At 47.4% G+C, this 23,063-nt stretch carries 22 protein-coding genes; 7 read left to right on the top strand and 15 right to left on the bottom strand.

Translation table 11 applies throughout. From position 1 onward, the window contains the following. Positions 1-195 precede the first annotated feature (195 nt). Positions 196-666, bottom strand: coding sequence for a sigma D regulator (gene rsd / locus J4N39_RS00815; protein ID WP_252021097.1), 471 nt, complete (start codon positions 664-666; stop codon positions 196-198). 175 nt (positions 667-841) lie between these two features. Here rsd and nudC point away from each other — a divergent pair, with 175 nt between their 5' ends. Beyond that, entirely contained in the window at positions 842-1,612 is a 771-nt protein-coding gene (gene nudC / locus J4N39_RS00820; RefSeq protein ID WP_252021100.1) for an NAD(+) diphosphatase, read from the top strand. A gap of 249 nt (positions 1,613-1,861) precedes the next feature. Further along, on the top strand, positions 1,862-2,929 hold the full coding sequence (gene hemE / locus J4N39_RS00825; protein WP_252021102.1) for a uroporphyrinogen decarboxylase: 1,068 nt from the start codon (positions 1,862-1,864) through the stop codon (positions 2,927-2,929). A gap of 447 nt (positions 2,930-3,376) precedes the next feature. Here hemE and J4N39_RS00830 read toward each other — a convergent pair whose 3' ends face one another. Further along, positions 3,377-3,982 carry a uracil-DNA glycosylase family protein gene (locus J4N39_RS00830; protein ID WP_252021104.1) on the bottom strand — a complete coding sequence of 202 codons (606 nt, stop codon included), beginning with the start codon at positions 3,980-3,982 and terminating at the stop codon, positions 3,377-3,379. An 18-nt stretch (positions 3,983-4,000) separates the two neighbouring features. Beyond that, positions 4,001-4,927 (bottom strand): D-2-hydroxyacid dehydrogenase, encoded by a 927-nt coding sequence (locus J4N39_RS00835; RefSeq protein ID WP_252021106.1) that lies wholly within the window; start codon positions 4,925-4,927, stop codon positions 4,001-4,003. A gap of 69 nt (positions 4,928-4,996) precedes the next feature. On the opposite strand from J4N39_RS00835, the gene J4N39_RS00840 reads away from it, so the two are divergent. Both J4N39_RS00840 and brnQ read left to right on the top strand, forming a co-directional pair. After that, positions 4,997-5,584, top strand: a complete 588-nt coding sequence (locus tag J4N39_RS00840) for a YjaG family protein (RefSeq protein ID WP_252021108.1) — start codon at positions 4,997-4,999, stop codon at positions 5,582-5,584. 213 nt (positions 5,585-5,797) lie between these two features. After that, positions 5,798-7,102, top strand: a complete 1,305-nt coding sequence (brnQ, locus tag J4N39_RS00845; protein WP_252021109.1) for a branched-chain amino acid transport system II carrier protein — start codon at positions 5,798-5,800, stop codon at positions 7,100-7,102. Positions 7,103-7,137: 35 nt separating this feature from the next. On the opposite strand, the gene J4N39_RS00850 is transcribed toward brnQ, so the two are convergent. Next, positions 7,138-8,193 carry a CNNM domain-containing protein gene (locus tag J4N39_RS00850; RefSeq protein ID WP_252021110.1) on the bottom strand — a complete coding sequence of 352 codons (1,056 nt, stop codon included), beginning with the start codon at positions 8,191-8,193 and terminating at the stop codon, positions 7,138-7,140. Positions 8,194-8,452: 259 nt separating this feature from the next. On the opposite strand from J4N39_RS00850, the gene hupA reads away from it, so the two are divergent. Together hupA and J4N39_RS00860 are read left to right on the top strand one after the other, a co-directional pair. After that, on the top strand, positions 8,453-8,725 hold the full coding sequence (gene hupA, locus J4N39_RS00855) for a nucleoid-associated protein HU-alpha (RefSeq protein ID WP_117236022.1): 273 nt from the start codon (positions 8,453-8,455) through the stop codon (positions 8,723-8,725). Between the two features lie 38 nt (positions 8,726-8,763). Then, on the top strand, positions 8,764-9,483 hold the full coding sequence (locus J4N39_RS00860; RefSeq protein ID WP_252021111.1) for a DUF1481 domain-containing protein: 720 nt from the start codon (positions 8,764-8,766) through the stop codon (positions 9,481-9,483). A gap of 92 nt (positions 9,484-9,575) precedes the next feature. On the opposite strand, the gene purD is transcribed toward J4N39_RS00860, so the two are convergent. Both purD and purH read right to left on the bottom strand, forming a co-directional pair. Then, a complete protein-coding gene (purD, locus tag J4N39_RS00865; protein ID WP_252021112.1) occupies positions 9,576-10,865 on the bottom strand; it encodes a phosphoribosylamine--glycine ligase in 1,290 nt (429 codons plus the stop codon). A gap of 148 nt (positions 10,866-11,013) precedes the next feature. After that, positions 11,014-12,606: a bifunctional phosphoribosylaminoimidazolecarboxamide formyltransferase/IMP cyclohydrolase gene (purH, locus tag J4N39_RS00870; protein WP_252021113.1), complete on the bottom strand. Its 1,593-nt coding sequence runs from the start codon at positions 12,604-12,606 to the stop codon at positions 11,014-11,016. Between the two features lie 286 nt (positions 12,607-12,892). Between purH and zntR the strand changes: the two genes are divergently transcribed. Then, the gene (gene zntR / locus J4N39_RS00875; protein WP_252021114.1) at positions 12,893-13,324 is read left to right on the top strand and encodes a Zn(2+)-responsive transcriptional regulator; all 432 of its coding nucleotides are present in this window, start codon (positions 12,893-12,895) and stop codon (positions 13,322-13,324) included. 2 nt (positions 13,325-13,326) lie between these two features. On the opposite strand, the gene J4N39_RS00880 is transcribed toward zntR, so the two are convergent. From J4N39_RS00880 to J4N39_RS00920, 9 genes are all read right to left on the bottom strand, one after another. After that, a complete protein-coding gene (locus J4N39_RS00880) occupies positions 13,327-14,967 on the bottom strand; it encodes a methyl-accepting chemotaxis protein (protein WP_252021115.1) in 1,641 nt (546 codons plus the stop codon). A 241-nt stretch (positions 14,968-15,208) separates the two neighbouring features. Continuing rightward, a complete protein-coding gene (gene fis / locus J4N39_RS00885; protein WP_002542007.1) occupies positions 15,209-15,505 on the bottom strand; it encodes a DNA-binding transcriptional regulator Fis in 297 nt (98 codons plus the stop codon). Positions 15,506-15,528: 23 nt separating this feature from the next. Continuing rightward, complete coding sequence (gene dusB / locus J4N39_RS00890; protein WP_252021116.1) at positions 15,529-16,497, bottom strand: tRNA dihydrouridine synthase DusB; 969 nt, start codon at positions 16,495-16,497, stop codon at positions 15,529-15,531. 150 nt (positions 16,498-16,647) lie between these two features. Beyond that, the gene (gene prmA / locus J4N39_RS00895; RefSeq protein WP_252021118.1) at positions 16,648-17,535 is read right to left on the bottom strand and encodes a 50S ribosomal protein L11 methyltransferase; all 888 of its coding nucleotides are present in this window, start codon (positions 17,533-17,535) and stop codon (positions 16,648-16,650) included. Between the two features lie 105 nt (positions 17,536-17,640). Beyond that, on the bottom strand, positions 17,641-18,987 hold the full coding sequence (accC, locus tag J4N39_RS00900) for an acetyl-CoA carboxylase biotin carboxylase subunit (protein ID WP_252021120.1): 1,347 nt from the start codon (positions 18,985-18,987) through the stop codon (positions 17,641-17,643). A gap of 13 nt (positions 18,988-19,000) precedes the next feature. Continuing rightward, a complete protein-coding gene (gene accB / locus J4N39_RS00905; RefSeq protein WP_252021132.1) occupies positions 19,001-19,462 on the bottom strand; it encodes an acetyl-CoA carboxylase biotin carboxyl carrier protein in 462 nt (153 codons plus the stop codon). Positions 19,463-19,522: 60 nt separating this feature from the next. Next, positions 19,523-19,975, bottom strand: a complete 453-nt coding sequence (gene aroQ, locus J4N39_RS00910; protein ID WP_252021133.1) for a type II 3-dehydroquinate dehydratase — start codon at positions 19,973-19,975, stop codon at positions 19,523-19,525. 315 nt (positions 19,976-20,290) lie between these two features. Then, positions 20,291-22,240 carry an acetate--CoA ligase gene (acs, locus tag J4N39_RS00915; protein ID WP_252021134.1) on the bottom strand — a complete coding sequence of 650 codons (1,950 nt, stop codon included), beginning with the start codon at positions 22,238-22,240 and terminating at the stop codon, positions 20,291-20,293. A 180-nt stretch (positions 22,241-22,420) separates the two neighbouring features. Continuing rightward, a complete protein-coding gene (locus tag J4N39_RS00920) occupies positions 22,421-23,056 on the bottom strand; it encodes a 3'-5' exonuclease (protein ID WP_252021135.1) in 636 nt (211 codons plus the stop codon). Positions 23,057-23,063: the final 7 nt, after the last annotated feature.

Genomic DNA, 23,063 nt, shown 5'->3' on the forward strand with positions numbered 1-23,063 from the left:
GTTGGGGAAAAGGGAAAGGGTATAAGGGGGCGAAAGTGTTTATTATTGACGGGTGGAATTAAAGCGTGTGCAATACAGTCCTCCCCCCTTTTCACGCGGCCGGCGATCCGGGGGGAGCTAGAGGGGGTTAAAAGCAGGGCTTTCAAATTTCGAAGAAGTTAGGCTATTCAATGGCGTATCACCGCCTAATTTATATCAAGCCCCAGGTGGAACTGCCAAGCTATCCGCAATCATTTGGATCAGTTGATCTTCCACTTCAAAACGGGTTTCCATGATCTCTCCGATCAAAGATAAATCGCTGTCTAAGCCCTCAAGCGAGCCGTTTGGGTCAACATTGGCGTACTTGTCGGTAAAGTTGAGCAGAGGCTCTGTAGTGAGTACGATACGGCCATAGGTGGTATCGATCTCTTCTGTTGGAGAAAAGCCAGTTGCTTTCCATCGATCCATTACCATATCGTAGATTTTAAAATGCCCTTCAGAGATATAATCGACTAAATGCTGGCAATAGCTTTGCAGCTCTTTTGCTGACGGCAAGCTGTCAGAAGAGGTGATGAGTTGGCAATACTCCACGATCAAAGACTGCCTTGTCTCTAACCAGTGGTCGATGACTTCGCTGGAGCCACCCCATTGTTCTTGTACTTGTTTGAATTTATTTAGCATGACCATGTCCTCATGATCCGACCACAATCGGTGGTCTTATAACCTCACAGAGTGAGGGGTCCATCGGAAGTAAACTTTTGCTTTACATAATATTTATAGCGGCAAGATTCACTTGCTACAAATCTAGAACAATTTTAGATTGCCAGTAAAATAGTCGGACTGCAAGTATCGGGAGGATCCTATGATCAAAAATGGAGAGTTGGCTTATTGGTGTGTTGTTAACGGTAGTGATGTCTGGCTAGTAGATGGCGAGTTGCCCTGCTTGAGTGCGCAGAATTTACCGTTCGATACTCACGATGCAATCACCGTAGGCCATTACAACGGGCATGATGTGAGGTGGCTGAACAGTGCCGACATCGAGCAAGATCTAGAGATGACCTCACTTAGAGAGCTATTGCATCTGCCTGAGTCGCTATTTTTGTTGGTCAGCCGAGCCGTACAGTTTGGTCATATGAGCCAATCGATTCGATTTTGTCCTCAATGTGGCGGCAGAACTCACCTCAATCACAACCAGCTTGCGATGCAGTGTCAATCGTGTCGAACTTTGCATTACCCACGCATATTCCCCTGCGTTATCGTGGCGGTTCGTAACCAAGATAAGATTCTGTTGGCGCAACATCCGAGACATAAAGGCAACATGTATACAGTTATCGCAGGTTTTGTCGAAGTCGGTGAAACCTTGGAGCAGTGCGTCGCCCGCGAAGTGAAAGAAGAGACAGGTATCGACATTGATAACATTCGATACTTTGGCAGCCAACCTTGGGCCTTTCCTTCCAGTTTGATGATGGGCTTTTTGGCGGATTTTGCTGGTGGTGTGGTAAAACCTGATTATCGGGAGTTAACCGATGCAAAATGGTTCGATACGGACGAAATGCCAGAAGTGGCTCCGCACGGAACAATTGCACGGCAGTTAATCGAGCACACGGTTGAGCTGATCAAGAAAGATCGATAGACAAAAAAAACCTCCGGGGATGCCGGAGGGGTAAGTAAGATGTCGTTATGAGATGTTCGGCGAGATCAAAGCTCGCTTATTATAGTTTTCGCTAGCGAACAAATTTTTAACATGCGGCTGATGTATAAGCAATTACGGGATTGTTTTAAATTTGAATAACTTGATCTGGGTTGCAAAGCCCTGATATCGCCTCCGATAAATAATGATAGAATGAGCAAAATTTCTTAGAAAAAAGTAAAGACAGCCAGGATGACTGAATTAAAAAATGATCGCTATCTACGTGCGCTATTGAAGCAGCCTGTAGATTACACCCCGGTTTGGATGATGCGCCAAGCAGGACGTTACCTACCTGAATACAAAGCGACTCGTGCAGAAGCGGGCGACTTTATGTCTCTTTGCCGTAATGCAGAGCTGGCTTCTGAAGTCACATTACAGCCGTTACGTCGCTTCCCGCTTGATGCTGCGATCCTGTTCTCTGATATTCTGACCATCCCTGATGCGATGGGCTTAGGTTTACGCTTTGAAACTGGTGAAGGCCCGGTGTTTGATAACCCGATCACCTGTAAAGCTGATGTAGAGAAGATTGGTTTGCCAGATCCAGAAGGTGAGCTGCAATATGTAATGAATGCCGTTCGCCAGATCCGTAAAGACCTTAACGGTGACGTACCACTGATCGGTTTCTCTGGAAGCCCGTGGACACTGGCTACTTACATGGTTGAAGGCGGCAGTTCTAAAGCCTTCACTAAGATCAAAAAGATGATGTACGCTGAGCCGCAAACACTGCACCTATTGCTCGATAAGCTTGCAGACAGTGTGATTGAGTACCTCAACGCTCAAATCAAAGCAGGTGCTCAATCTGTGATGGTATTTGATACTTGGGGTGGTGTATTGACACCTCGTGATTACAACCTGTTCTCATTGCAATACATGCACAAAATTGTGGATGGCCTTATCCGTGAAAACGATGGTCGCCGTGTGCCAGTTACGTTATTCACTAAGAATGGTGGTATGTGGCTAGAGCAGATCGCCGCAACAGGCTGTGATGCGGTTGGCCTAGACTGGACCATTAATATTGCTGATGCAAAAGCACGTATTGGCGACAAAGTAGCGCTGCAAGGCAACATGGACCCATCCATGCTTTACGCCTCTCCTGAGCGTATTCGTAAAGAAGTTGCTGGTATCCTTGAAGGGTATGGCGATGAAGGCACAGGTCACGTGTTTAACCTTGGTCACGGTATCCACCTAGATGTGCCACCAGAGAATGCTGGGGTGTTTGTGGATGCGGTGCATGAGCTTTCTAAGCCGTATCATAAATAAGTAGTTTGAAGAACCGGTCAGTTGGCCGGTTTTTTTTGTATTTGAAAGCGGACGCTGGTGCTAACGGTAAAACGGTAAAAGGGTAAAAGGGTAAAAGGGGGCGTTGGTGGTGATTTGGGAGGGCTATCTGCTTTCGTAAAGCTCGTTCCCGCATTTTACGTGGTAATGCATGTCTTACTGAATTACAGACGAAATACATCTGTGTTCAATCAACATCAAAGCACACATCGTGCGTTCTACAGATTGAAATCAGTTTAAATAGCTTTTGGTGCATGGGTGACCTAAAGCTATTTAAACTGTACATGTGCAGCTTTTGGTAAGGAAGGGTTGTTGGTGTCTAAAAGCTAGATAAGCTTTCTGTGAGTATTTTAAGTCCTATTAAACAGCTGCTTAGGTGGTTGTCTCTTCATGGTGTGCAGCTTTTTCTAGGGGAGGGTTGCTGGTGACCTAAAGCTCCTCAGGCTGTACGTCGAGATTAAGCTGCTGAATTTGTTGGCGCAGATTTGGTACTACATCGGCTTCAAACCATGGGTTCTTTTTTAACCATAGCGTATTTCTTGGGGAAGGGTGAGGTAGTGGTAGAATTTTGGGCTGCCACTGTTGCCACTGTTGCCACTGTTGTACGGTTGCGGTGAGAGTTTTGGGTTTGTCGTCTAGGTAGTAGTTTTGAGCATATTGACCGATGAGCAAAGTCAGTTCGATGTTGGGAAGCTCGGCAAGTAGTTGCTGGTGCCATTTGGGGGCGCATTCCTTTCTTGGCGGAAGATCGCCAGAGCGTCCTTTACCGGGGTAACACAGTCCCATCGGGATGATGGCGACCTTGTTTGGGTCATAAAAGGTCGTTTTGTCCATCATTAACCAGTGACGTAGGCGATCGCCACTGGGGTCATTCCATGGAATACCGCTGTGGTGTACCTTCGTTCCTGGGGCTTGGCCGATAATTAGCAGCCTAGCACTTTTTGCCGCTTGCACGACAGGATTTGCGCCTAGCTCTAGACTTTCTTCGCAGAGGCGGCAAGACCTTACTTCGGTGAGAAGGTTTTCTAAATCCATATTCAAGACCAAGACACCCTAATAACCTTTGTTGAAATCGACTCGATGTTGAAGTTGAAAGCCATCGTGCCAGCGTTTGTAGTTTTCAACAAAAATCTCCATCACCTGATTAGGAAAACTGGTTGCCGCAATGTGAGGGGTTATCGACACCTTCGGGTGCTTCCATAATGGATGCTCAGCACTTAGAGGCTCTTGGTTAAAAACATCTAGATAGGCGTGAGCGATATGGCCTTGCTCCATCGCAGTCAGCAAATCTTCTTCTACCAGCGCATCGCCACGCCCGACGTTAAATAGTAAAGCATGATTGGCTTGATTAAGTAGTTTCATATTAAGCATCCCACGAGTTTCCGGGGTGCTAGGTAGGGTATTCACGATGATATCCGCATCTTTGACCACCACGTCGAGCTCATGAATATGGAAAATGTGCTTAAACGGCGAGTTTTTGGGTGGGATACCGCTTTGATTCACACCACCTGTTTTCATACCAAAAGCATTACATACTTTGGCTAAATGGCTACCGATGCTGCCGCAACCAAGGATTAAGATCGATTTTTCATTCAGCGATTGGTAAGGGTGTGGTTGCCACTCTTGCTGTCGTTGTTGGTGGCGGTATCGCGGTAGGTGTCTAAAATAGTTAAGAGTGTTGCCAATGACATACTCAGAAATTTGTTGACCAAAGATCCCGTGCACCTTGGTGAGTTCGTAATCTTGATTGAGTGATTCGTCAATCAAGGCATCAATGCCAGCAAAGGTCGACTGAAGCCATTCTAATTGGGTAAATTCACTTAGACGTTTGGCCGCTAGTGGGGGATCAGCCAGTAAGATGTTTGCTTCATCAGGTTTATCCGTGAGGGTTAAATCTTCACACTCTGCTTGGGAAAGCAAGGTTTCATAAGGGGTTGGATCTTGGCACAAGATAAAGACTTTGTTGTCGATTTTATTCATTGGTTTGTTTTTTCCTTGGTGTGAATCAAGTACACTTCCGCTGTCTTTTCCAACAACTGTTAGGCCACTATGTTACAGAATCCTCTTCATCTGCGTCTCGAAAAACTTGAACCTTGGCAGCAGATTACTTTTATGGCGTCTTTGTGTGAGCGCATGTACCCGAACTATGCGGTCTTTTGTGAGAATACTGAGTTTGCCGAAGCTCGTATCTATAGAGATATTTTAGACAGTATTTGGGAGCAACTAACAGTTAAGACGGCAAAAGTGAATTTTGAACGTCAGTTGGAAAAGCTTGAAGAATTGATCCCAGTGGCTGATGAGTTTGATTTCTATGGTGTGTATCCAGCTATCGATGCGTGTGTCGGCTTGTCTGATATGCTGCATGGCTTACTGGACCGTGAAGCTATGTTTGAGGCAATGATCAAAGTGAGCCATCAGTCAGTTGAGACTGTAGCTCAGTTAGAAGAAGCACAAACGGGTGTTGAGGTTACTAACGCCAATCAAAAAGAAAACGAAGCAGTCTGCGAAGAGTGGGATGTGCAGTGGGCTATTTTCCGTCCGTTAAAAGAGGCGACTTCTCGAGATATCGAGCTGATTAAAGACCTACGTGACGAGCTTCGAGACCAAGGTGTCAGTAATATTGGCTTAAGCCTTTAATTAACTAAATTTCACTAGGGTGCGCTGGTCGCACCCTTTTTTATGCCTGTAATCTCTAGTCATATATTCTTTGGTTTGATATTAAATTTAGTGGAAAGTGCTAACATTTGGATTAAGGTTGAACGTAGTTACTTATTTTCATCTGAGATATTGCAAGTTAAATTATAAAAAGCATAGTAAACATACTTTGATGTAAAACATAAGTGGTGTTTGATGAAACTTGCAGCCAAAGATTTAGTCGCTTTAGGCTTTATGACATTTGCCATGTATTTGGGTGCTGGCAACCTTATTTTTCCTCCTTTGCTTGGCTATATGTCTGGTGAAAACTTTGTAGAAAGCATGATTGGCTTTCTTGTCACCGGAGTCGGCCTTCCTGCGGCGGCGCTGGTGGTCATTGCCTTAGTGAACGGTTCTGACAACCTTACCAAAGCCTTGCCTAAGCGGGCAGCGGTTGGTTTTTGGGTCATGCTGTTTATCGTGATTGGTCCTGCCTTTGCGGTACCTCGTGCAATTACTGTCGCTTACCAATTTACTTTTGCTCCTTTTATGGGCGACGACGCACTGGCTTGGTTTTCGGCACTGTTTTGTATTGTGGCAATTCTGTTTTCCCTTTATCCAACCAAGCTAGTTGATAGCTTAGGTAAAGTGCTCACACCTTTATTGGTGTTGTTGCTTGGGGCGTTAGCTTTCTCTGTAATGTACTTCCCGAATCTTGGGCACACTATGGCGCAAGGTGCTTATCAGAGCGAGGCCTTAGCAGAAGGTTTAACTCAAGGTTATATGACCATGGATGCGTTGGGCTCGATTGGTTTTGGCTGGATCATTTTCCGTGCGATTCAGGGTATGGGGGTGAGTGAGCCAAAAGATATCACTAAATACACCTTGATTGCGGCCAGCATGTACGCAGGGGCGATTACCTTGGTTTATTTGGTATTGGCTTACATTGGCTTAACCAGTGGTTATCTAGAGACTGAATTTGCCAACGGTGGTGAAATCTTAACGGCATATACGCAGTATCACTTTGGTCAAGTCGGCACCATTTTGTTGGGTATTGTTATCTTACTTGCGTGTTTGACTACTGCTATTGGTGTCACGACTGCAGGCGCTGAGTTTTATTCAAAAACGTTCAACTGGGCTAAATATCGTTATGCCGTGGCGTTTATGATGGTCTCTGCGGCATTGGTCGCTAACATTGGTTTGAATCAGCTGTTAACCATTACTTTGCCAGCTGTAGTTGCATTGCACCCAATTGCGATCGCACTGATGTTGGTGGCGGTTTTTCGTAAGCGTATTGGTCGTATGATGGCAATGGTCGTTGTGCTGGTGGCGGCATTGTGTGGCAGTGCTGATGCGATGCACATCATCGGTATGATGCCAGAAACTCCTCACCAGTGGTTAGAGGCAAACTGGCCTTTGTATCAATACTATGCTGGCTGGTTGTTGCCAGTGGTTGCGAGTTTGGCTGTTGGTGTGTTGACAGGTAGCAAGCCAAAGCAAGCGCAAGCTGCAGTGGCTTAACAGGTTGTAAAAAAGGGGCGTTAAGCCCCTTTTTGTCATTCATCGTCTTTGCTTTCTATCACACCGTGTTTGTGTTTCCAGTGTTCCCAGCGCTGATACGCAAGCTCCTGCATGTCGTGATTCTTGTCTGCTTCATCGACAATCTCTTCTCCTAGCAAGTGCTCAAACACATCTTCTAAGGTCACCAGACCTTGAATTGAGCCATATTCATCCACGACCAACGACAGTTGCAGCCTTTTGGCCATCATTTGGTCAAATGCTTTTGGCAGTGTTTGTGTGTTGAGTAACACGTGGATTGGACGCATCACAGCACCAAGCTGTTTGTGGCCACAACCTTGCTGCTGAAGCTTAAATAGCTCTAAGCGGTGGACAAATCCTAGAATGTTGTCTTTCTGCTCACTGTAAATCAAAGGTCGTGAAAACGGCGTCTCTTTGTGCTCTTGTAAAAACTCATCCACGGTCATCTCTGCGCTGACACGGAAAACCACCGGTCTTGGTGTCATCACTTGAGTGACTGGTATGTCGTCAATTTTTAGCAAGTTGCTAAGGATTTTAGACTCACCTTCTGCAAACTCACCCGACTCTTTAGCCAACATCGCCATGGCAGAGAGCTCATCACGCATTTTAGGGGCTTGATGACCGCTGGCGAGGCGTTTTGTGATTTGCTCTGAGAACCAGACAAAAGGCTTCAGTGCCCACACCATCCAACGTAGAACATTAGCGGTCATTGGGGATAACTGGCGCCAGTAAGTCGCACCAATGGTCTTTGGTACGATTTCTGACAGCACCAAGATACCAAGAGTCAAAACGGCGGAGAAAACACCAAGCCATTGGCTACCAAATACCACGGCTGCTTGAGCACCAGCAGTCGCCGCACCTATGGTGTGAGCAATAGTATTTAGGGTCAGGATGGATGCCAGTGGACGGTCGATGTCTTTTTTCAATTCAGAAAGACGGTCCGCCGATGGGTGACCTTGTTGGCGCAGCTGCGCAATATAGCTGGGCGTGATACTCAGCAGTACGGCTTCGAGAACGGAGCAAATGAATGATACGCCGATCGCAATCGAAACGTAAAATGTTAGCAGTAACATGGTGTCCTACGTTATTTAATGAGTGATGTTTACCAAATTGGCTGTTTAGTTTTTGCCCTTTGGTAACGCTGATCTTGGCGCTTTATGCCTCAATTACAATGGTTAGAGTGACAAAAGTAGTAACAATTTGTGAGGTGTGGCTCATTAATCGTGCAAAACTTCAGCATTAGCGCCAATAGTGGCTGACAAACCTTTGCCACGACAGGCGTTTATGATTTAGAGTGGAAAAGTTTTCAGAACATATAAGAAGGGAAACCTAATGAACAAGACCCAACTAATCGATTTTATCGCTGAGAAAGCAGACCTTTCTAAAGCACAAGCTAAAGCAGCTCTAGAAGCAACTCTTGGCGGTGTAACTGACGCTCTTAAAGAAGGCGATCAAGTTCAGCTAATCGGTTTTGGTACTTTCAAAGTAAATCATCGTGCTGCTCGCACTGGTCGTAACCCTAAGACTGGTGATGAGATTCAAATTGCAGCAGCGAACGTACCAGCATTCGTAGCGGGTAAAGCACTGAAGGATTCAGTGAAGTAATTGAATCTACGCCGGGTGTTATCCCGGCGTAGTTTTTTATGAGAAAGCTATTAATCACTTCTGCACTTCTTGCTCTTCTCGCAGGATGTGCTTCTGGCGATAAAATCGTTCAGGCCAATCAAACCTCCGAACTGAGTGGCGGTCAGACCATTGGTGACTCAACCAGCCTTTATTGGTACACCAAGGCCCTCAGTGGACCTGTTGCAGCTTCAGATTATGTCACCTCGGGAGACTATGGGCATTATGCCACCGAATATCGTTGGCAATCAGGCGTGCTTCGTGAATTAATTCGTGAAGGTAAGCGCTTGAAAGAGTCTGCCGCTGGTCAAAATCCGGAGTTAATCCCATATAAGATCCATATTCGTTACTCGAATGATGGGGAAGCGGTTTACCAACAAAACCGCGTTGATGGTCGAGTATTGCCTCTCAAACCAGAACAGATCCTACAGCTGCAGCAAGAAGCTCAAACCGTAATCGACATTACTGAATCGCAAAACAAAACTAACTTAAGCTTGATCCAAGGGTATTGGGACGGTGATGAGTTTGAAACTTGCGATGACAGAGACTTCTCGAACCTAGAGTTCAACCAAACCTTACCAAGCTTCGTGGTGAATCGATTAGCCACCGTTGATAGTTATGTGGCCTTTGTGGGTAAACAGGAGCTAGAAAGCACGTTATCGGTGCAGCAACTACTGATGCTAGCTGAAGATAACTTTGACTGTATCGAGCGCCCTCGACTCATACAGAGCGATGAATGATCTCTGAGTGAGCCTCTGTCTCAAACTGAATAAAAAAATGGCGCTCAATGAGCGCCATTTTTGCATCTTATCAATAGGATAAGCTAGAGAGGTTACTTCTCTTGCTCACGTGCAATAGCACGGTAGCCGATGTCGTTGCGGTGGAACATGCCATCCCAGCTGATCTGCTTAGTTAGCTCGTAGGCACGAGTTTGTGCTTCAGATACGCTGTTACCTAGCGCCGTTGCACACAGTACACGGCCGCCGTTAGTCACAACATTGCCATCTTTATCAGCAGTACCTGCGTGGAACACCTTCTCGCCTTCAACGTCAGCTTGAGGAAGACCTACGATCACATCACCCTTGTTGTAAGACGCAGGGTAGCCGCCAGCGGCCAGTACGATACCGATAGAAGCGCGTGGGTCCCACTTAGACTCAACGGTGTCTAGCTTCTTATCAACTGCTGCAAGACAAAGCTCAACTAGGTCAGACTGCATACGCATCATGATTGGTTGAGTTTCTGGATCGCCGAAGCGGCAGTTGTACTCGATAACCTTAGGTGTGCCATCTTTATCGATCATAAGACCTGCGTATAGGAAACCTGTGTAAGGGTTACCTTCAGCAGCCATACCACGTACCGTTGGGTAGATTACCTCTTCCATAATGCGGTTATGGATTTCTTGAGTAACAACAGGCGCTGGAGAGTATGCACCCATACCACCGGTGTTAGGACCTGTGTCTTTGTCGCCTACACGTTTGTGGTCTTGGCTCGTTGCCATTGGCAGAACGTTTTCGCCATCAACCATTACGATGAAGCTAGCTTCTTCGCCGTCTAGGAACTCTTCGATAACCACACGGCTACCAGCTTCGCCAAATGCGTTGCCTGCTAGCATGTCTTTGATTGCGTCTTCAGCTTCTTCTAGCGTCATCGCAACGATTACGCCTTTACCCGCTGCTAGGCCGTCAGCCTTAACAACGATAGGAGCGCCTTGCTCACGTACGTATGCGATTGCAGGTTCGATTTCTGTGAAGTTCGCGTAAGCACCGGTTGGGATCTGGTGGCGAGCTAGGAAATCTTTAGTGAATGCTTTAGAGCCTTCAAGCTGCGCTGCCGCTTCGGTTGGGCCAAAGATAGGTAGGCCAGCTGCTTGGAAGGCATCAACCACACCGATAACTAGAGGCGCTTCAGGGCCTACGATAGTTAGCTCGATGTTGTTTTCTTTCGCGAATGCAACTAGTGCTTCGATATCTTCAACACCGATAGCCACGTTCTCAAGCTTAGGCTCAAGCGCAGTACCTGCGTTGCCAGGTGCGACAAATACTTTCTCAACTTTAGGGTTTTGAGCGGCTTTCCAGCCAAGAGCGTGCTCACGACCGCCAGCACCGATTACAAGAATGTTCATAATAAATCCTTTAAAAAAGTGGATTACTCTAAGCAGTTAGCGTTGTAGCAAGGCAGCGGTTGAATTCATCCCCGGGAGCATAGCCTAGCTATGTGACCGGGGTGAATGAAATCGCTAACGCCGCTACAGCGTCAAATGCGACGAGTAATTAGTGGCGGAAGTGGCGCATACCTGTGAAGATCATCGCCATGCCGTGCTCATCTGCTGCTGCAATAACTTCGTCATCACGCATTGAGCCACCTGGCTGGATAACACACTTGATGCCAGCTTCTGCTGCTGCATCGATGCCGTCACGGAATGGGAAGAATGCGTCAGATGCCATTACGCTACCTGCTACTTCTAGACCTTCGTCAGCGGCTTTGATGCCAGCGATTTTCGCTGAGTAAACGCGGCTCATTTGGCCAGCGCCCACACCGATAGTCATGTCGCCTTTTGCGTAAACGATAGCGTTAGATTTCACGAACTTAGCGACTTTCCAGCAGAATAGCGCATCTTTTAGCTCTTCTTCTGTTGGCTGGCGCTTAGATACTACTTTTAGGTCAGATGCTTCAACCATGCCCTGGTCACGGTCTTGAACCAGTAGGCCACCGTTAACACGCTTAACGTCGAAACCAGTTGTCTTAGCAGTCCACTCACCACACTCTAGTAGGCGAACGTTCTTCTTCGCCGCAACGACTTCAACAGCTTCAGCTGATACAGATGGTGCGATGATAACTTCAACGAATTGACGCTCAACGATAGCCGTTGCAGTTTCTGCGTCTAGCTCTTTGTTGAACGCGATGATGCCACCAAACGCTGACGTTGGGTCAGTTTTGTATGCACGGTTGTAAGCTTCTAGGATGTCTTTACCTAGCGCAACGCCACATGGGTTTGCGTGCTTAACGATCACACATGCTGGTTCGTCGAACTCTTTCACACACTCAAGTGCTGCGTCAGTATCAGCGATGTTGTTGTAAGACAGTGCTTTACCTTGGATTTGGCGAGCCGTTGCTACAGAGGCTTCTTCTGGGTTCGCTTCAACGTAGAATGCTGCTGCTTGGTGGCTGTTCTCACCGTAGCGCATGTCTTGCTTCTTCTCGAACTGCTGGTTGAAAGTGCGTGGGAACTTAGACTCTTCGTCACCTTCCTTGTTCTCTCCGTAAGATGGAACCATAGTGCCGAAGTAGTTAGCGATCATGCCGTCGTAAGAAGCGGTGTGCTCAAATGCAGCGATTGCTAGGTCGAAACGAGTTTCTAGAGTTAGAGACTTCTCATTAGCATCCATTTCTGCGATAACACGGTCGTAATCGTGAGCGTTAACTACGATAGTTACGTCTTTGTGGTTTTTCGCCGCAGAACGAACCATCGTTGGGCCACCGATATCGATGTTCTCAACAGCGTCTTCTAGGGTACAACCTTCTTTTGCTACGGTCGCAGCAAATGGGTAAAGGTTAACAACTACCATATCGATTGGGTTGATGCCGTGAGTTTCCATCACTTCATCATCTTGACCACGACGACCTAGTACACCACCATGAACTTTCGGGTGCAGAGTCTTAACGCGACCATCCATCATTTCAGGGAAACCTGTGTAGTCAGATACTTCTGTTACAGAGATGCCTTTCTCAGCCAGTAGGCGAGCGGTACCACCAGTCGATAGGATATCGACACCACGTTCAGCTAGAGCTTGTGCAAACTCTACAATACCAGTTTTGTCTGATACGCTGATCAGAGCGCGGCGAATTGGACGAGCGTTAGTCATGCTTCAGTCTTCCTCAAATTCACGGAGTTGTTAGGTTGAAAAGTTAAGATACTTACCAAAAGTGAAGATTGCTTTAACCCAGTAGTGGGTTTAGCTTCAATTTTGGAAAACACCTTAATGCCCGATATTCCGTTGATGACAGTGATTGATGCCTATCATCATTTTTTGATGGCGCGTATTCTAACCAAATAATGATAAAAAAGCTCGCGCAATCGATTAGCATCACAAAATTTCTTCGAAAAAGATTGGAAATTAACCACTTTCGATACCAAATGGGTGAAAAAATATGTTTCAGATCGGTGAACTCGCCAAGCGATGCGGAGTCACGACAGACACGCTGCGTTTCTACGAAAAAAATCGTTTGATTGCTCCAGCTGGGCGCAGTGCTTCGGGTTATCGCCTATATGATGAAAAAAATCAGCAACAAGTGCAGTTTATCCTCAAATCCAAGCAACTTGGGCTCAGTTTGGATGAAATACACGAATTATTGGCAATCAAGCTCGAGGCAACCGAGCATAGCTGTGCCGAAGTGAAATCCATTACTAGTGCTAAGCTCACCATTATTGACCAAAAAATTGCCGAGCTTTCTCGTATCCGAAGCGCATTAAAGTCGATCAACGACGCTTGCTGCGGAGATCCTAGTGATGACGCTAGTCATTGTTCCATTCTTTCGGCGTTAGCGCAGCAGGACCAGCATGCTACCTGCTGCGATAAATAGAATCACACCTTAAATTGTTGAATGATGTGTTGCAGGTTCTGGCCGTTTTCGAGCAGTTGTTGGCTAGCATTAGCTACTTGGCTTGCTTGAGCGGCCGATTGGTGACTGTTATCAGAGATTTGGCCTAGGTTGTCCGTGATCTCCATAGTGGAGTTGTTTTGTTGCTGACTGGCATCGGCAATCTGCTGATTGAGCGTCAGTATCGATTGGATTTGTTGGTCAATTTCTTCTAGCGCATGGCGTGCTTCCTGCGCTTGTTGCTTGGTCGCATCGGATTGCTGTTGTGTTTTTGCCATTGCGTCGGTGACCAACTGGGCGGTTTGCTGCAAATTCGCCACAATTTGTTCGATTTCATCGGTGCTGGCTTGGGTGCGAGTCGCAAGGGTGCGAACTTCATCGGCAACAACTGCAAAACCTCGACCTTGCTCGCCTGCACGAGCCGCTTCAATAGCCGCATTAAGCGCTAGTAAGTTGGTTTGCTCGGCAACACCACGGATCACTTCCAGCACGGTATTGACGTTTTTAGAATCTTCCGCCAGTTGTACCGTGCTTTGTTCCGTCTCCGTAAGAAGCTCAGACAGTGATGCCATGTGCTCAGTCGCCTTGATGATCACGGTTGTGCCTGTTTGACCATGCTCTGAGGCTGTCTTTGCCGCCTCAGCAGCCGCTTGCGCTGATGAGGAGACCTCTTGGTTAGACAATTGCAATTGTTCCATCTCTTGGCTGACATGAGCGACAGTTTGCTGTTGTTGGCGAGATTGGCTAGTGGTGTGCTGGGCTAACTGGTTGAGCTCAGTTGCTGTGGAGAATATACACACACTAACTGGCTGCATATCTTGCACGATACTGCGAATTTTAGTGGTGAAGCGGTTAAAAGCCCGAGCGATGTGGTTGAACTCATCTCGCCCGTTGGAGTGGAGTTGTTGGGTTAAGTCGCCGTCACCTTCGGCAATTTCATCGAGCGCTTTTTCGATGTTGTGACAAGGGGTCACAATTGAAGTACTGATAACCATGGCGACAACTAGCATCAATACAATAAACACACCCACAATGGCCAAAGTGGTGCTGACTCGCTCCCAGAACAGTGCTTCAACGTCATCAATGTAAACACCAGTACCAATGATCCAGTCCCAAGGTGCAAAATGTTTGATGTAGGAGAGCTTCTCGACATCGGTTTCTGAGCCTGGCTTAGGCCACATGTAGTTGACAAAGCCTTGTTGCTGGCGTTTGACAACATCTACAAACTCAACGAACAGCTTCTTACCCGTTGGGTCTGCAACTTGGGAGAGATTTTTACCATTGAGCTGAGGCTTAATTGGGTGCATCACCATACGAGGTTCGGAGTCGTTCACCCAGTAGTAATCGTTTTGCTCGTATCGAAGCTTTGATAGCGCCATCTTGGCCTGCTCTTTGGCTGCCGCTTCGCTCAGCTCACCAGATTGCTGAAGCTGGTAATAGTGATTAGTCAGGCTGTGAGCGGCCTCGACTAAGTGACGAGTCTTGACCTGCTTTGCGGTCATTAGATCCTGTTTATAGTCGCTGACAAATAGGGCAAAGGGGATAAGAATAAGCAAAGTGATGCTAAGGGTCATCAAGTAGAGGCGGTGACGTATAGAGGTGATGCGTAGCCAATTTCCATTCATAGAGCGTGTCCTGTGTATTATTCGGCAAGTTGTGCCACTTTTGGGACTGGGTTTTAAAAAGTATATATCCCTATCTTTGCTCTGGTTAAAAAAGAAACAAAAAAGCATTAACTTTCATAGGTTATGTGCTCTATTGCACAGAAAAAATGTAATACAGGTCTGATTTGGCTGCAGAAATGAAAAAGGCTGAACTCCCTCAGGAAGTTCAGCCTTTTGAATTCAACTATTTAGCTAACCGCTATTAGTTCATGCCGTACTTTTTTAGCTTCTTGCGAAGAGTACCACGGTTGATGCCCATCATAGTCGCTGCGCGAGTTTGGTTACCGCGAGTGTACTGCATGATGGTGTCTAGTAGTGGTTGTTCAACTTCAGCCAATACTAGTTCGTACAGGTCGTTGACTTCCTGGCCGTTTAACTGAGCAAGGTAGTTTTTAAGAGACGCTTTTACAGAGTCACGTAGTGGCTTCTGAGTGATCTGGTCTTGTGAGGTCACTGTAGTTACTGTCAATGCTTCGGAAGTCAGATTTTGTTCGAACATATTCGGTCTAGCTCTTTCTGTAATTATGATGCAACGTTTTCAAAATAACCTGTCAATGCCTCAAGCTGCAGCTCAGCTGCATCGATGGCATTGAAGGTACGGCGAAACTCACCCGCTTGGTCTTGCTCTTTTAGGTACCATCCCACGTGTTTGCGTGCGATACGTGGCCCTAAATATTCGCCGTAGAACTCATGAAGAGCCGCTACGTGACCTAGCATGATGCTTTTCACTTCCTCAGTTGGAAGTTCAGGCATGGTGGTGCCGTTTTCCAAATAGTGTTGGATTTCCTGGAAAATCCACGGACGTCCTTGGGCAGGACGGCCAATCATTAGAGCGTCGGCACCAGTGTACTCCAGTACCTTTTTCGCCTTCTCTGGGCTATCGATATCACCGTTAGCGATAACCGGAATCGAGATAGACGCTTTTACCGCTCTAATGCTGTCATATTCTGCCTCGCCTTTGTACATACAGGCTTTGGTGCGCCCATGGAGCGCTAATGCTTGTATGCCGCAGCCTTCGGCCATTTTGGCAATTTCTACACAGTTTTTATTGTCTGTGTTCCAACCCGTACGTGTTTTCAGAGTCACAGGAACATCCACTGCATTCACCACCGCCGTCAAAATCTGCTCGATAATGTCGGGGTATTGCAGCAGCGCTGAGCCTGCTAACTTCTTGTTCACTTTCTTGGCTGGGCAACCCATGTTGATGTCGATGATTTGCGCACCGTTTTCAACACTGTGTTGAGCTGCTTGTGCCATAAGCTGGGGATCTGCCCCCGCAATCTGTACCGAACGAATGCCCGATTCGCCCTCATGTACCATGCGTTGTTGGGATTTAGCAGTGTTCCAAACTTTAGGATTGGAGGACATCATTTCACTGACGGCCATGCCCGCTCCATATCGAAGGCACAACTCTCTAAAGGGTCTATCGGTGACTCCCGCCATTGGGGCAACGATAAGATTATTGTCAAGTTGATAGTTTCCGATTTTCAAAACAGCTACACAGTTCTAATCCAGCAAGGGCGCGCATTTTACGGTTTTTTTCGCAAAGTGAAAAGCCTAAATTTTGAGCATTAAGAAATTGTTTTCGAAAATGTCTAAAATTCAGTCAATTAGCGAAGCACGTCCTTTAATTGTGTATTCTTAAGCCTGTTTTTGGCCAGAAATTCGGCACCACTCCTGCATTTCGACAATCGGATCGATAGCAAGTTCGTCACGGTAATAATTTGCTACATCTTCTGCCTGAGTATCGAGTACACCAGACATTGCGAGCAAGCCTTGAGGTTTTACCAATCCTTTGATGATGGCAGAAAGCTCACGCAGAGGGCCGGCTAGAATATTTGCTACCACAACGTCAGCAATAAGATCTTGCGGCTGATCTTGTGGAAGGAAGAGCTCCAGTTGATCGGCAACGCCATTACGCTGGGCGTTGTCTCGAGAGGCTTGGATAGCTTGAGGATCAATGTCGATCCCGATAACTTTCGCGGCGCCCAGTTTGATCGCAGCGATCGCTAGGATGCCTGAACCACAGCCGAAGTCGACCACGGTTTTACCTTCAAGGTCGAGGCCTTCAAGCCACTCTAAACACAAAGAGGTGGTTGGGTGAGTACCAGTGCCAAATGCAAGGCCAGGGTCTAGCATGACGTTCACTGCATCAGGTTCTGGGATTTCACGCCAGCTTGGGCAAATCCATAGACGCTCACCAAACTTCATTGGGTGGAAGTTTTCCATCCACTCGCGCTCCCAATCTTTATCTTCTAGCTGCTCGACTTTATGCGCAAAGCCTTGCTCAAGTAGGCCGCTTGCCTTGATTTGTTCAAGCACTAGAGCAGTGTCGGTCTCAGCATCGTAAAGCGCCACTACATCGGTTTCACCCCATAGGCGAGTCTCACCCGGCAAAGGTTCGAACACAGGCGTATCTTTTGCGTCAAGGAAGGTGACGGATAGAGCACCTGTTTGCTCCATGAGCATGTCGCCGATTTGCTCTGCGTTGGTATCGCTAGCGTTAAGTTTGATTTGAATCCAAGGCATAGGATGCGCCTTCTTAGTTGGAGTGAATTTTGCGGGAAGTCTAGCGGATTTGGACAAAAAAAACACTCCGCAAGGGAGTGTTTTTTCATTCGAATTGTAAGCCGATTACTCGTGAATACCGAGTTTCTTCTCAAGGTAGTGGATGTTAGCGCCACCGTGTTGGAAGTTTTCGTCATTCATGATGGCTTCTTGCAGCGGTACGTTGGTCTTAATACCTTCGACTACTAGCTCATCAAGAGCATTCTTCATGCGAGCAATCGCAACATCGCGGTTTTCACCGTAAGTGATTAGCTTAGCGATCATTGAGTCGTAATGCGGTGGTACCGAGTAGCCCGTGTAGATGTGTGATTCCCAACGAACACCCATGCCACCTGGAGCATGGAAGCGATCAATCTTGCCTGGGCAAGGTAGGAAGCGCTCTGGGTCTTCAGCATTGATACGACACTCGATAGCGTGACCACTGATCTTGATGTCATCTTGGGTGTATGACAGAGGCTGACCTGCCGCAACACGCAGCTGCTCTTTGATTAGGTCAACACCAGTCACCATCTCAGTCACAGGGTGCTCTACCTGAATACGGGTGTTCATTTCAATGAAGTAGAACTCGCCGTTTTCGTATAGGAATTCAAACGTACCTGCGCCGCGGTAACCGATCTCGATACAAGCACGAGTACAGCGCTCACCGATGTACTTACGCATTTCTGCAGTGATACCCGGTGCTGGCGCTTCTTCAACCACTTTTTGGTGACGACGTTGCATTGAACAGTCACGTTCACCTAGGTGGATTGCACCGCCTTGACCATCGGCAATTACCTGAACTTCAACGTGGCGTGGGTTTTCTAGGAATTTTTCCATGTAAACCATGTCATTGTTGAACGCTGCTTTCGCTTCGGCGCGGGTCATTGCGATGGCTTCAATTAGATCGCCTTCAGAGCGAACTACACGCATACCACGACCGCCGCCGCCACCAGAGGCTTTGATGATCACTGGGTAGCCAATGCGCTTCGCATGAGCTTTGTTTTTGCCTTCGTCGTCGTCTAGCGGGCCATCTGAACCCGGTACACAAGGAACGCCAGCTTTTTTCATCGCCGTGATTGCAGAAACTTTGTCACCCATCATGCGAATGGTTTCCGCTTTAGGGCCAACAAAAATAAAGCCGCTGCGCTCAACTTGCTCAGCAAAGTCCGCATTTTCAGACAGGAAGCCGTAACCTGGGTGGATAGCGATCGCACCAGTGACTTCCGCAGCAGAGATGATGCGTGGAATGTTTAAGTAGCTGTCGATGCTGCGAGCAGGACCGATACAGATAGCTTCATCCGCAAGCAGTACGTGTTTTAGGTCACGGTCAGCAGTGGAGTGAACCGCAACTGTTTTAATACCTAGTTCTTTACACGCACGAAGAATTCGCAGTGCGATTTCCCCACGGTTAGCGATAACAATTTTATCTAACATACTATCGCCTCGATTATTCGATGATAACTAGCGGCTGGTCAAACTCTACTGGGTTGCCATCTTCACATAGGATTGCTGTTACTACGCCAGCTTTGTCCGCTTCGATTTGGTTCATCATTTTCATCGCTTCAACGATACACAGCGTATCGCCAACGTTTACTGATTGGCCTACTTCTACGAACGCTTTTGCGTCAGGACTTGGCGCACGGTAGAAAGTACCTACCATTGGAGAAAGCACTTCGTGACCTGCAGGTGCAGCTGGCGCTGCTTCTTCTGCTGGTGCCGCTGCAGCAGGTGCTGCGGCTACTGGTGCTGCCACTGGTGCAGGCGCAGCTGCGTATTGCACTGGTGCCGCTACTGGTGCAGTGCCATTACGGCTGATGCGTACCGACTCTTCACCTTCAGAGATTTCAAGTTCAGCGATGCCAGACTCTTCAACCAGTTCAATCAGCTTTTTGATTTTGCGAATATCCATGTTTACTTTCTCTTTATCTGTTGAATGACACGCCTTTGATGGCGCGGTTCATAGCAATTGTTAGCTTTGAGTGCTCAAATGTTTGACGGCGGCACTCAGAGCAAATTGGTATCCCTGTGCGCCTAAACCACAAATTACGCCCACTGCCTTATCTGAAAGGTAAGAGTGGTGGCGGAAAGGTTCACGGCTGTGCACATTGGATAGATGTACTTCAATAAAAGGAATGGCCACACCCAGTAAGGCATCTCTCAATGCAACACTGGTATGAGTAAAGGCTGCTGGGTTGATAACGATGAAGTCGAATTTGCCATACGCCGCATGGATTGCTTCGAGCAACTCATATTCACGGTTGGATTGCAGGTGTTCGATTTCTACCCCAAGGTCTTGGGCATGTTGCTCAAGGTCGCTAACGATATCTGATAGGGTTTGACTACCATAATGGGCAGGCTCTCGTAGGCCGAGTAGGTTCAAATTAGGTCCATTTAGAACCAGAATTCGTGACTTTGCAGACATCTTGGGCTTATCTTCCGTTATCTAGCGCAGTTAATGCGATATTCCAATTATTAGTGGCTTGGATGTGTCCGTAGGGGTTCCAAACACGAATTAACTGTCGATTATAGACAATTCAGCGCAAATGGCAGCAATTTACTGGTCTAATCTCACTAGATTTGCCGATTTTGGTGTGAGTTTTGTGAGCAAGGTAGGGCAATTTAGTCGCTAAAATCTACGAAAAGGGCACTAAATGCTGAGGGTTGTTTAAATGGTAAGCAGTGATTAATGAAAAAAGCTAGGCATTACGCCTAGCTTTATGATTACGCTGTGTTTGAATTATGCCAGCTGTTGGTTCTCTTCAATCAGCTTATCGACGACACTTGGGTCAGCCAAGGTTGAAGTATCCCCTAGGTTACCCGTATCACCTGTGGCGATCTTACGCAGGATACGACGCATGATTTTACCCGAGCGCGTTTTCGGTAGAGAGTCTGTCCAGTGCAGTACGTCTGGCGTTGCAATTGGACCAATTTCTTTACGCACCCAATCTTTCACCTCTTTGTGCAGTTCGGCACTTGGGACTTCACCATCGTTGAGGGTGATATAGGCGTAAATTGCTTGGCCTTTGATGTCATGCGGAACACCAACAATTGCCGCTTCAGCAATCTTATCGAACGCTACCAGTGCCGATTCAACTTCTGCTGTGCCCATACGGTGGCCTGAGACGTTAAGTACGTCATCGACACGACCTGTGATCCAGTAGTAGCCATCTTCATCGCGGCGAGCGCCGTCACCGGTAAAGTACATGCCTCGGAACGTTGAGAAGTAGGTTTGCTCAAAGCGCTCATGGTCACCATAAACCGTGCGCATTTGACCTGGCCACGAGTCTAGGATGACGAGGTTACCTTCTGTCGCTCCATCTACAATGTTACCCATATTGTCGACCAATGCAGGTTGTACACCAAAGAATGGGCGAGTCGCTGAACCTGGTTTAAGCGCCGTTGCTCCCGGTAGCGGTGTGATCAAGATACCGCCGGTTTCTGTCTGCCACCAAGTATCCACGATAGGCGACTTGCTGTCGCCGATGGTTTGGTAATACCACTCCCATGCTTCTGGGTTGATTGGCTCACCCACTGAGCCCATGATACGCAAGCTGGAGCGAGAAGTGCCTTTGATCGCTTCATCACCTTTAGCCATTAGGGCGCGAATCGCTGTTGGCGCAGTGTATAGGATAGAGACATTGTGTTTATCAACCACTTCACTCATGCGGCTGGTTTGAGGGTAATTTGGCACGCCTTCAAACAAGATGGTTTTAGCACCGTTAGATAGAGGCCCGTACACGAGGTAGGTGTGACCTGTGATCCAACCAACGTCTGCTGTACACCAGAAAGTATCATTTGGCTGATAGTCGAATACGTACTTGAAGGTCATCGTAGCGTAAACCAAGTAGCCACCTGTGGTGTGCAATACGCCTTTTGGTTTGCCCGTTGAACCAGATGTGTAAAGGATGAAGAGTGGATCTTCGGCTTTCATCTCTTCAGGTGGGCACTGATCTGAAACTTTGCTAGTGGCTTCGTGCCACCAAACGTCACGGTGCTCATGCCAATCCACGTCAGCACCAGTGCGCTGGAAGACAACCACTTTCTCGATAGTTTTCACGTTAGGGTTAGTTAGCGCTTCATCGACATTTTTCTTCAGTGGTACTGCACGTCCGCCACGTACCCCTTCGTCAGCGGTCACGACCACTTTGGCATCTGAGTCAATGATACGGCCAGAAAGTGCTTCAGGAGAGAAACCACCAAATACCACAGTATGCACCGCACCAATTCGGGTACATGCCAACATGGCTACGGCTGCCTCTGGCACCATCGGCATGTAGAGGCAGACCACGTCGCCTTTGCGTACACCTTGCTCTTTTAAAGCATTGGAGAAGCGACACACTTGCTGGTGTAGCTGGTTAAATGTCAGCGTTTTATCGTCCGCTGGGTCGTCACCTTCCCAAATGATGGCAACTTCGTCACCACGATCAGCGAGGTGGCGATCGATACAGTTTGCTGAAACGTTGAGGGTGCCATCTTCGAACCAACGAATGTCGACGTGGCCAGTATCAAACGAAGTGTGTTTGACCTTAGTGTAAGGCTTAATCCAGTCGACAATTTTGCCGTGCTCTGCCCAGAAGCCCTCTGGGTCTGAAACCGACTGTTGGTACATTGCCAAATAGGTATCGTTGTCGGCATGGGTACTGTTTGCGATCTCAGATTTTACTGGATAAACGTGACCTTCACTCATTGCTACTCTCCTTGTAAGTTCGATCTCTTGGGGGATCAAAGCCAATACTGTGTTGTTGCGGATATGTTATTAACTGTCCGCTACAACCGAGGTTTCGACAATTAGACTTTAGGATGAGTGTTTGAACTGAGGTGGCTATACAGCTGATTTTGTGGGTAATTTGAGACCTAGCTCGTGTTTTTATTGGCGTAGGTAGGCAGAGGTCAGAGCAGGTAAGTCGCCATAGGTGAGACGAACGTAAATAAGCGCCGCTGAAATGGCGTCTTGCAAGGCGTCGTGACGCTCTTGCTCAGGCAAATCGAGGTGTTTACTGATGGCATCTAGGCTAAGGTCGAAGTAGGCATTGGGCAGATGGCGCTCTAATTTTTGGTGATAGATCTGGCTAACCTCAATCAAGGGGTTGGGTAGGGGAAAACCAAGGTGTCGCCTGCAGGCACGATCGAGAATGGTTTTGTCGTAGCGAATGTGATAACCCACAATAGGCCGATTGCCAATAAATGCTATTAGCGCCTCAATCGCCTCTTTTTCACTCATGCCACCGATTAAGTCTTGATGGCGGATACGGTGAATTTTTACTGAGCCGGAATCGAGTGACTGTGGCGCTCTTAAGCGAATGTGGAATGGGTCACTGGTAATGATTCGATTATCGACAATTTTGGTGGCAGCAATGGTCACCAACTCAGCGCTTTTCGGGTCTAAACTGGTGGTTTCACAGTCCAGTGAAACACACTCACTAGGATGAGGGGCATCAAACAAAGCTTGATACTTTGAGCCCGAGAGTTTGTGATACCACCACAGTCGTTTTAGTCGATTCATGCTCACC

Origin of the sequence: Vibrio sp. SCSIO 43136, from assembly GCF_023716565.1 — a bacterium.
Classification (GTDB): Bacteria; Pseudomonadota; Gammaproteobacteria; order Enterobacterales; family Vibrionaceae; genus Vibrio.

Excerpts from the sequence above, each read along its gene's own strand:
- rsd (WP_252021097.1), bottom strand. The coding sequence starts at position 666 with ATGGTCATGCTAAATAAATTCAAACAAGTACAAGAACAATGGGGTGGC.
- nudC (WP_252021100.1), top strand. The coding sequence starts at position 842 with ATGATCAAAAATGGAGAGTTGGCTTATTGGTGTGTTGTTAACGGTAGT.
- hemE (WP_252021102.1), top strand. The coding sequence starts at position 1,862 with ATGACTGAATTAAAAAATGATCGCTATCTACGTGCGCTATTGAAGCAG.
- J4N39_RS00830 (WP_252021104.1), bottom strand. The coding sequence starts at position 3,982 with ATGGATTTAGAAAACCTTCTCACCGAAGTAAGGTCTTGCCGCCTCTGC.
- J4N39_RS00835 (WP_252021106.1), bottom strand. The coding sequence starts at position 4,927 with ATGAATAAAATCGACAACAAAGTCTTTATCTTGTGCCAAGATCCAACC.
- J4N39_RS00840 (WP_252021108.1), top strand. The coding sequence starts at position 4,997 with ATGTTACAGAATCCTCTTCATCTGCGTCTCGAAAAACTTGAACCTTGG.
- brnQ (WP_252021109.1), top strand. The coding sequence starts at position 5,798 with ATGAAACTTGCAGCCAAAGATTTAGTCGCTTTAGGCTTTATGACATTT.
- J4N39_RS00850 (WP_252021110.1), bottom strand. The coding sequence starts at position 8,193 with ATGTTACTGCTAACATTTTACGTTTCGATTGCGATCGGCGTATCATTC.
- hupA (WP_117236022.1), top strand. The coding sequence starts at position 8,453 with ATGAACAAGACCCAACTAATCGATTTTATCGCTGAGAAAGCAGACCTT.
- J4N39_RS00860 (WP_252021111.1), top strand. The coding sequence starts at position 8,764 with ATGAGAAAGCTATTAATCACTTCTGCACTTCTTGCTCTTCTCGCAGGA.
- purD (WP_252021112.1), bottom strand. The coding sequence starts at position 10,865 with ATGAACATTCTTGTAATCGGTGCTGGCGGTCGTGAGCACGCTCTTGGC.
- purH (WP_252021113.1), bottom strand. The coding sequence starts at position 12,606 with ATGACTAACGCTCGTCCAATTCGCCGCGCTCTGATCAGCGTATCAGAC.
- zntR (WP_252021114.1), top strand. The coding sequence starts at position 12,893 with ATGTTTCAGATCGGTGAACTCGCCAAGCGATGCGGAGTCACGACAGAC.
- J4N39_RS00880 (WP_252021115.1), bottom strand. The coding sequence starts at position 14,967 with ATGAATGGAAATTGGCTACGCATCACCTCTATACGTCACCGCCTCTAC.
- fis (WP_002542007.1), bottom strand. The coding sequence starts at position 15,505 with ATGTTCGAACAAAATCTGACTTCCGAAGCATTGACAGTAACTACAGTG.
- prmA (WP_252021118.1), bottom strand. The coding sequence starts at position 17,535 with ATGCCTTGGATTCAAATCAAACTTAACGCTAGCGATACCAACGCAGAG.
- accC (WP_252021120.1), bottom strand. The coding sequence starts at position 18,987 with ATGTTAGATAAAATTGTTATCGCTAACCGTGGGGAAATCGCACTGCGA.
- accB (WP_252021132.1), bottom strand. The coding sequence starts at position 19,462 with ATGGATATTCGCAAAATCAAAAAGCTGATTGAACTGGTTGAAGAGTCT.
- aroQ (WP_252021133.1), bottom strand. The coding sequence starts at position 19,975 with ATGTCTGCAAAGTCACGAATTCTGGTTCTAAATGGACCTAATTTGAAC.
- acs (WP_252021134.1), bottom strand. The coding sequence starts at position 22,240 with ATGAGTGAAGGTCACGTTTATCCAGTAAAATCTGAGATCGCAAACAGT.
- J4N39_RS00920 (WP_252021135.1), bottom strand. The coding sequence starts at position 23,056 with ATGAATCGACTAAAACGACTGTGGTGGTATCACAAACTCTCGGGCTCA.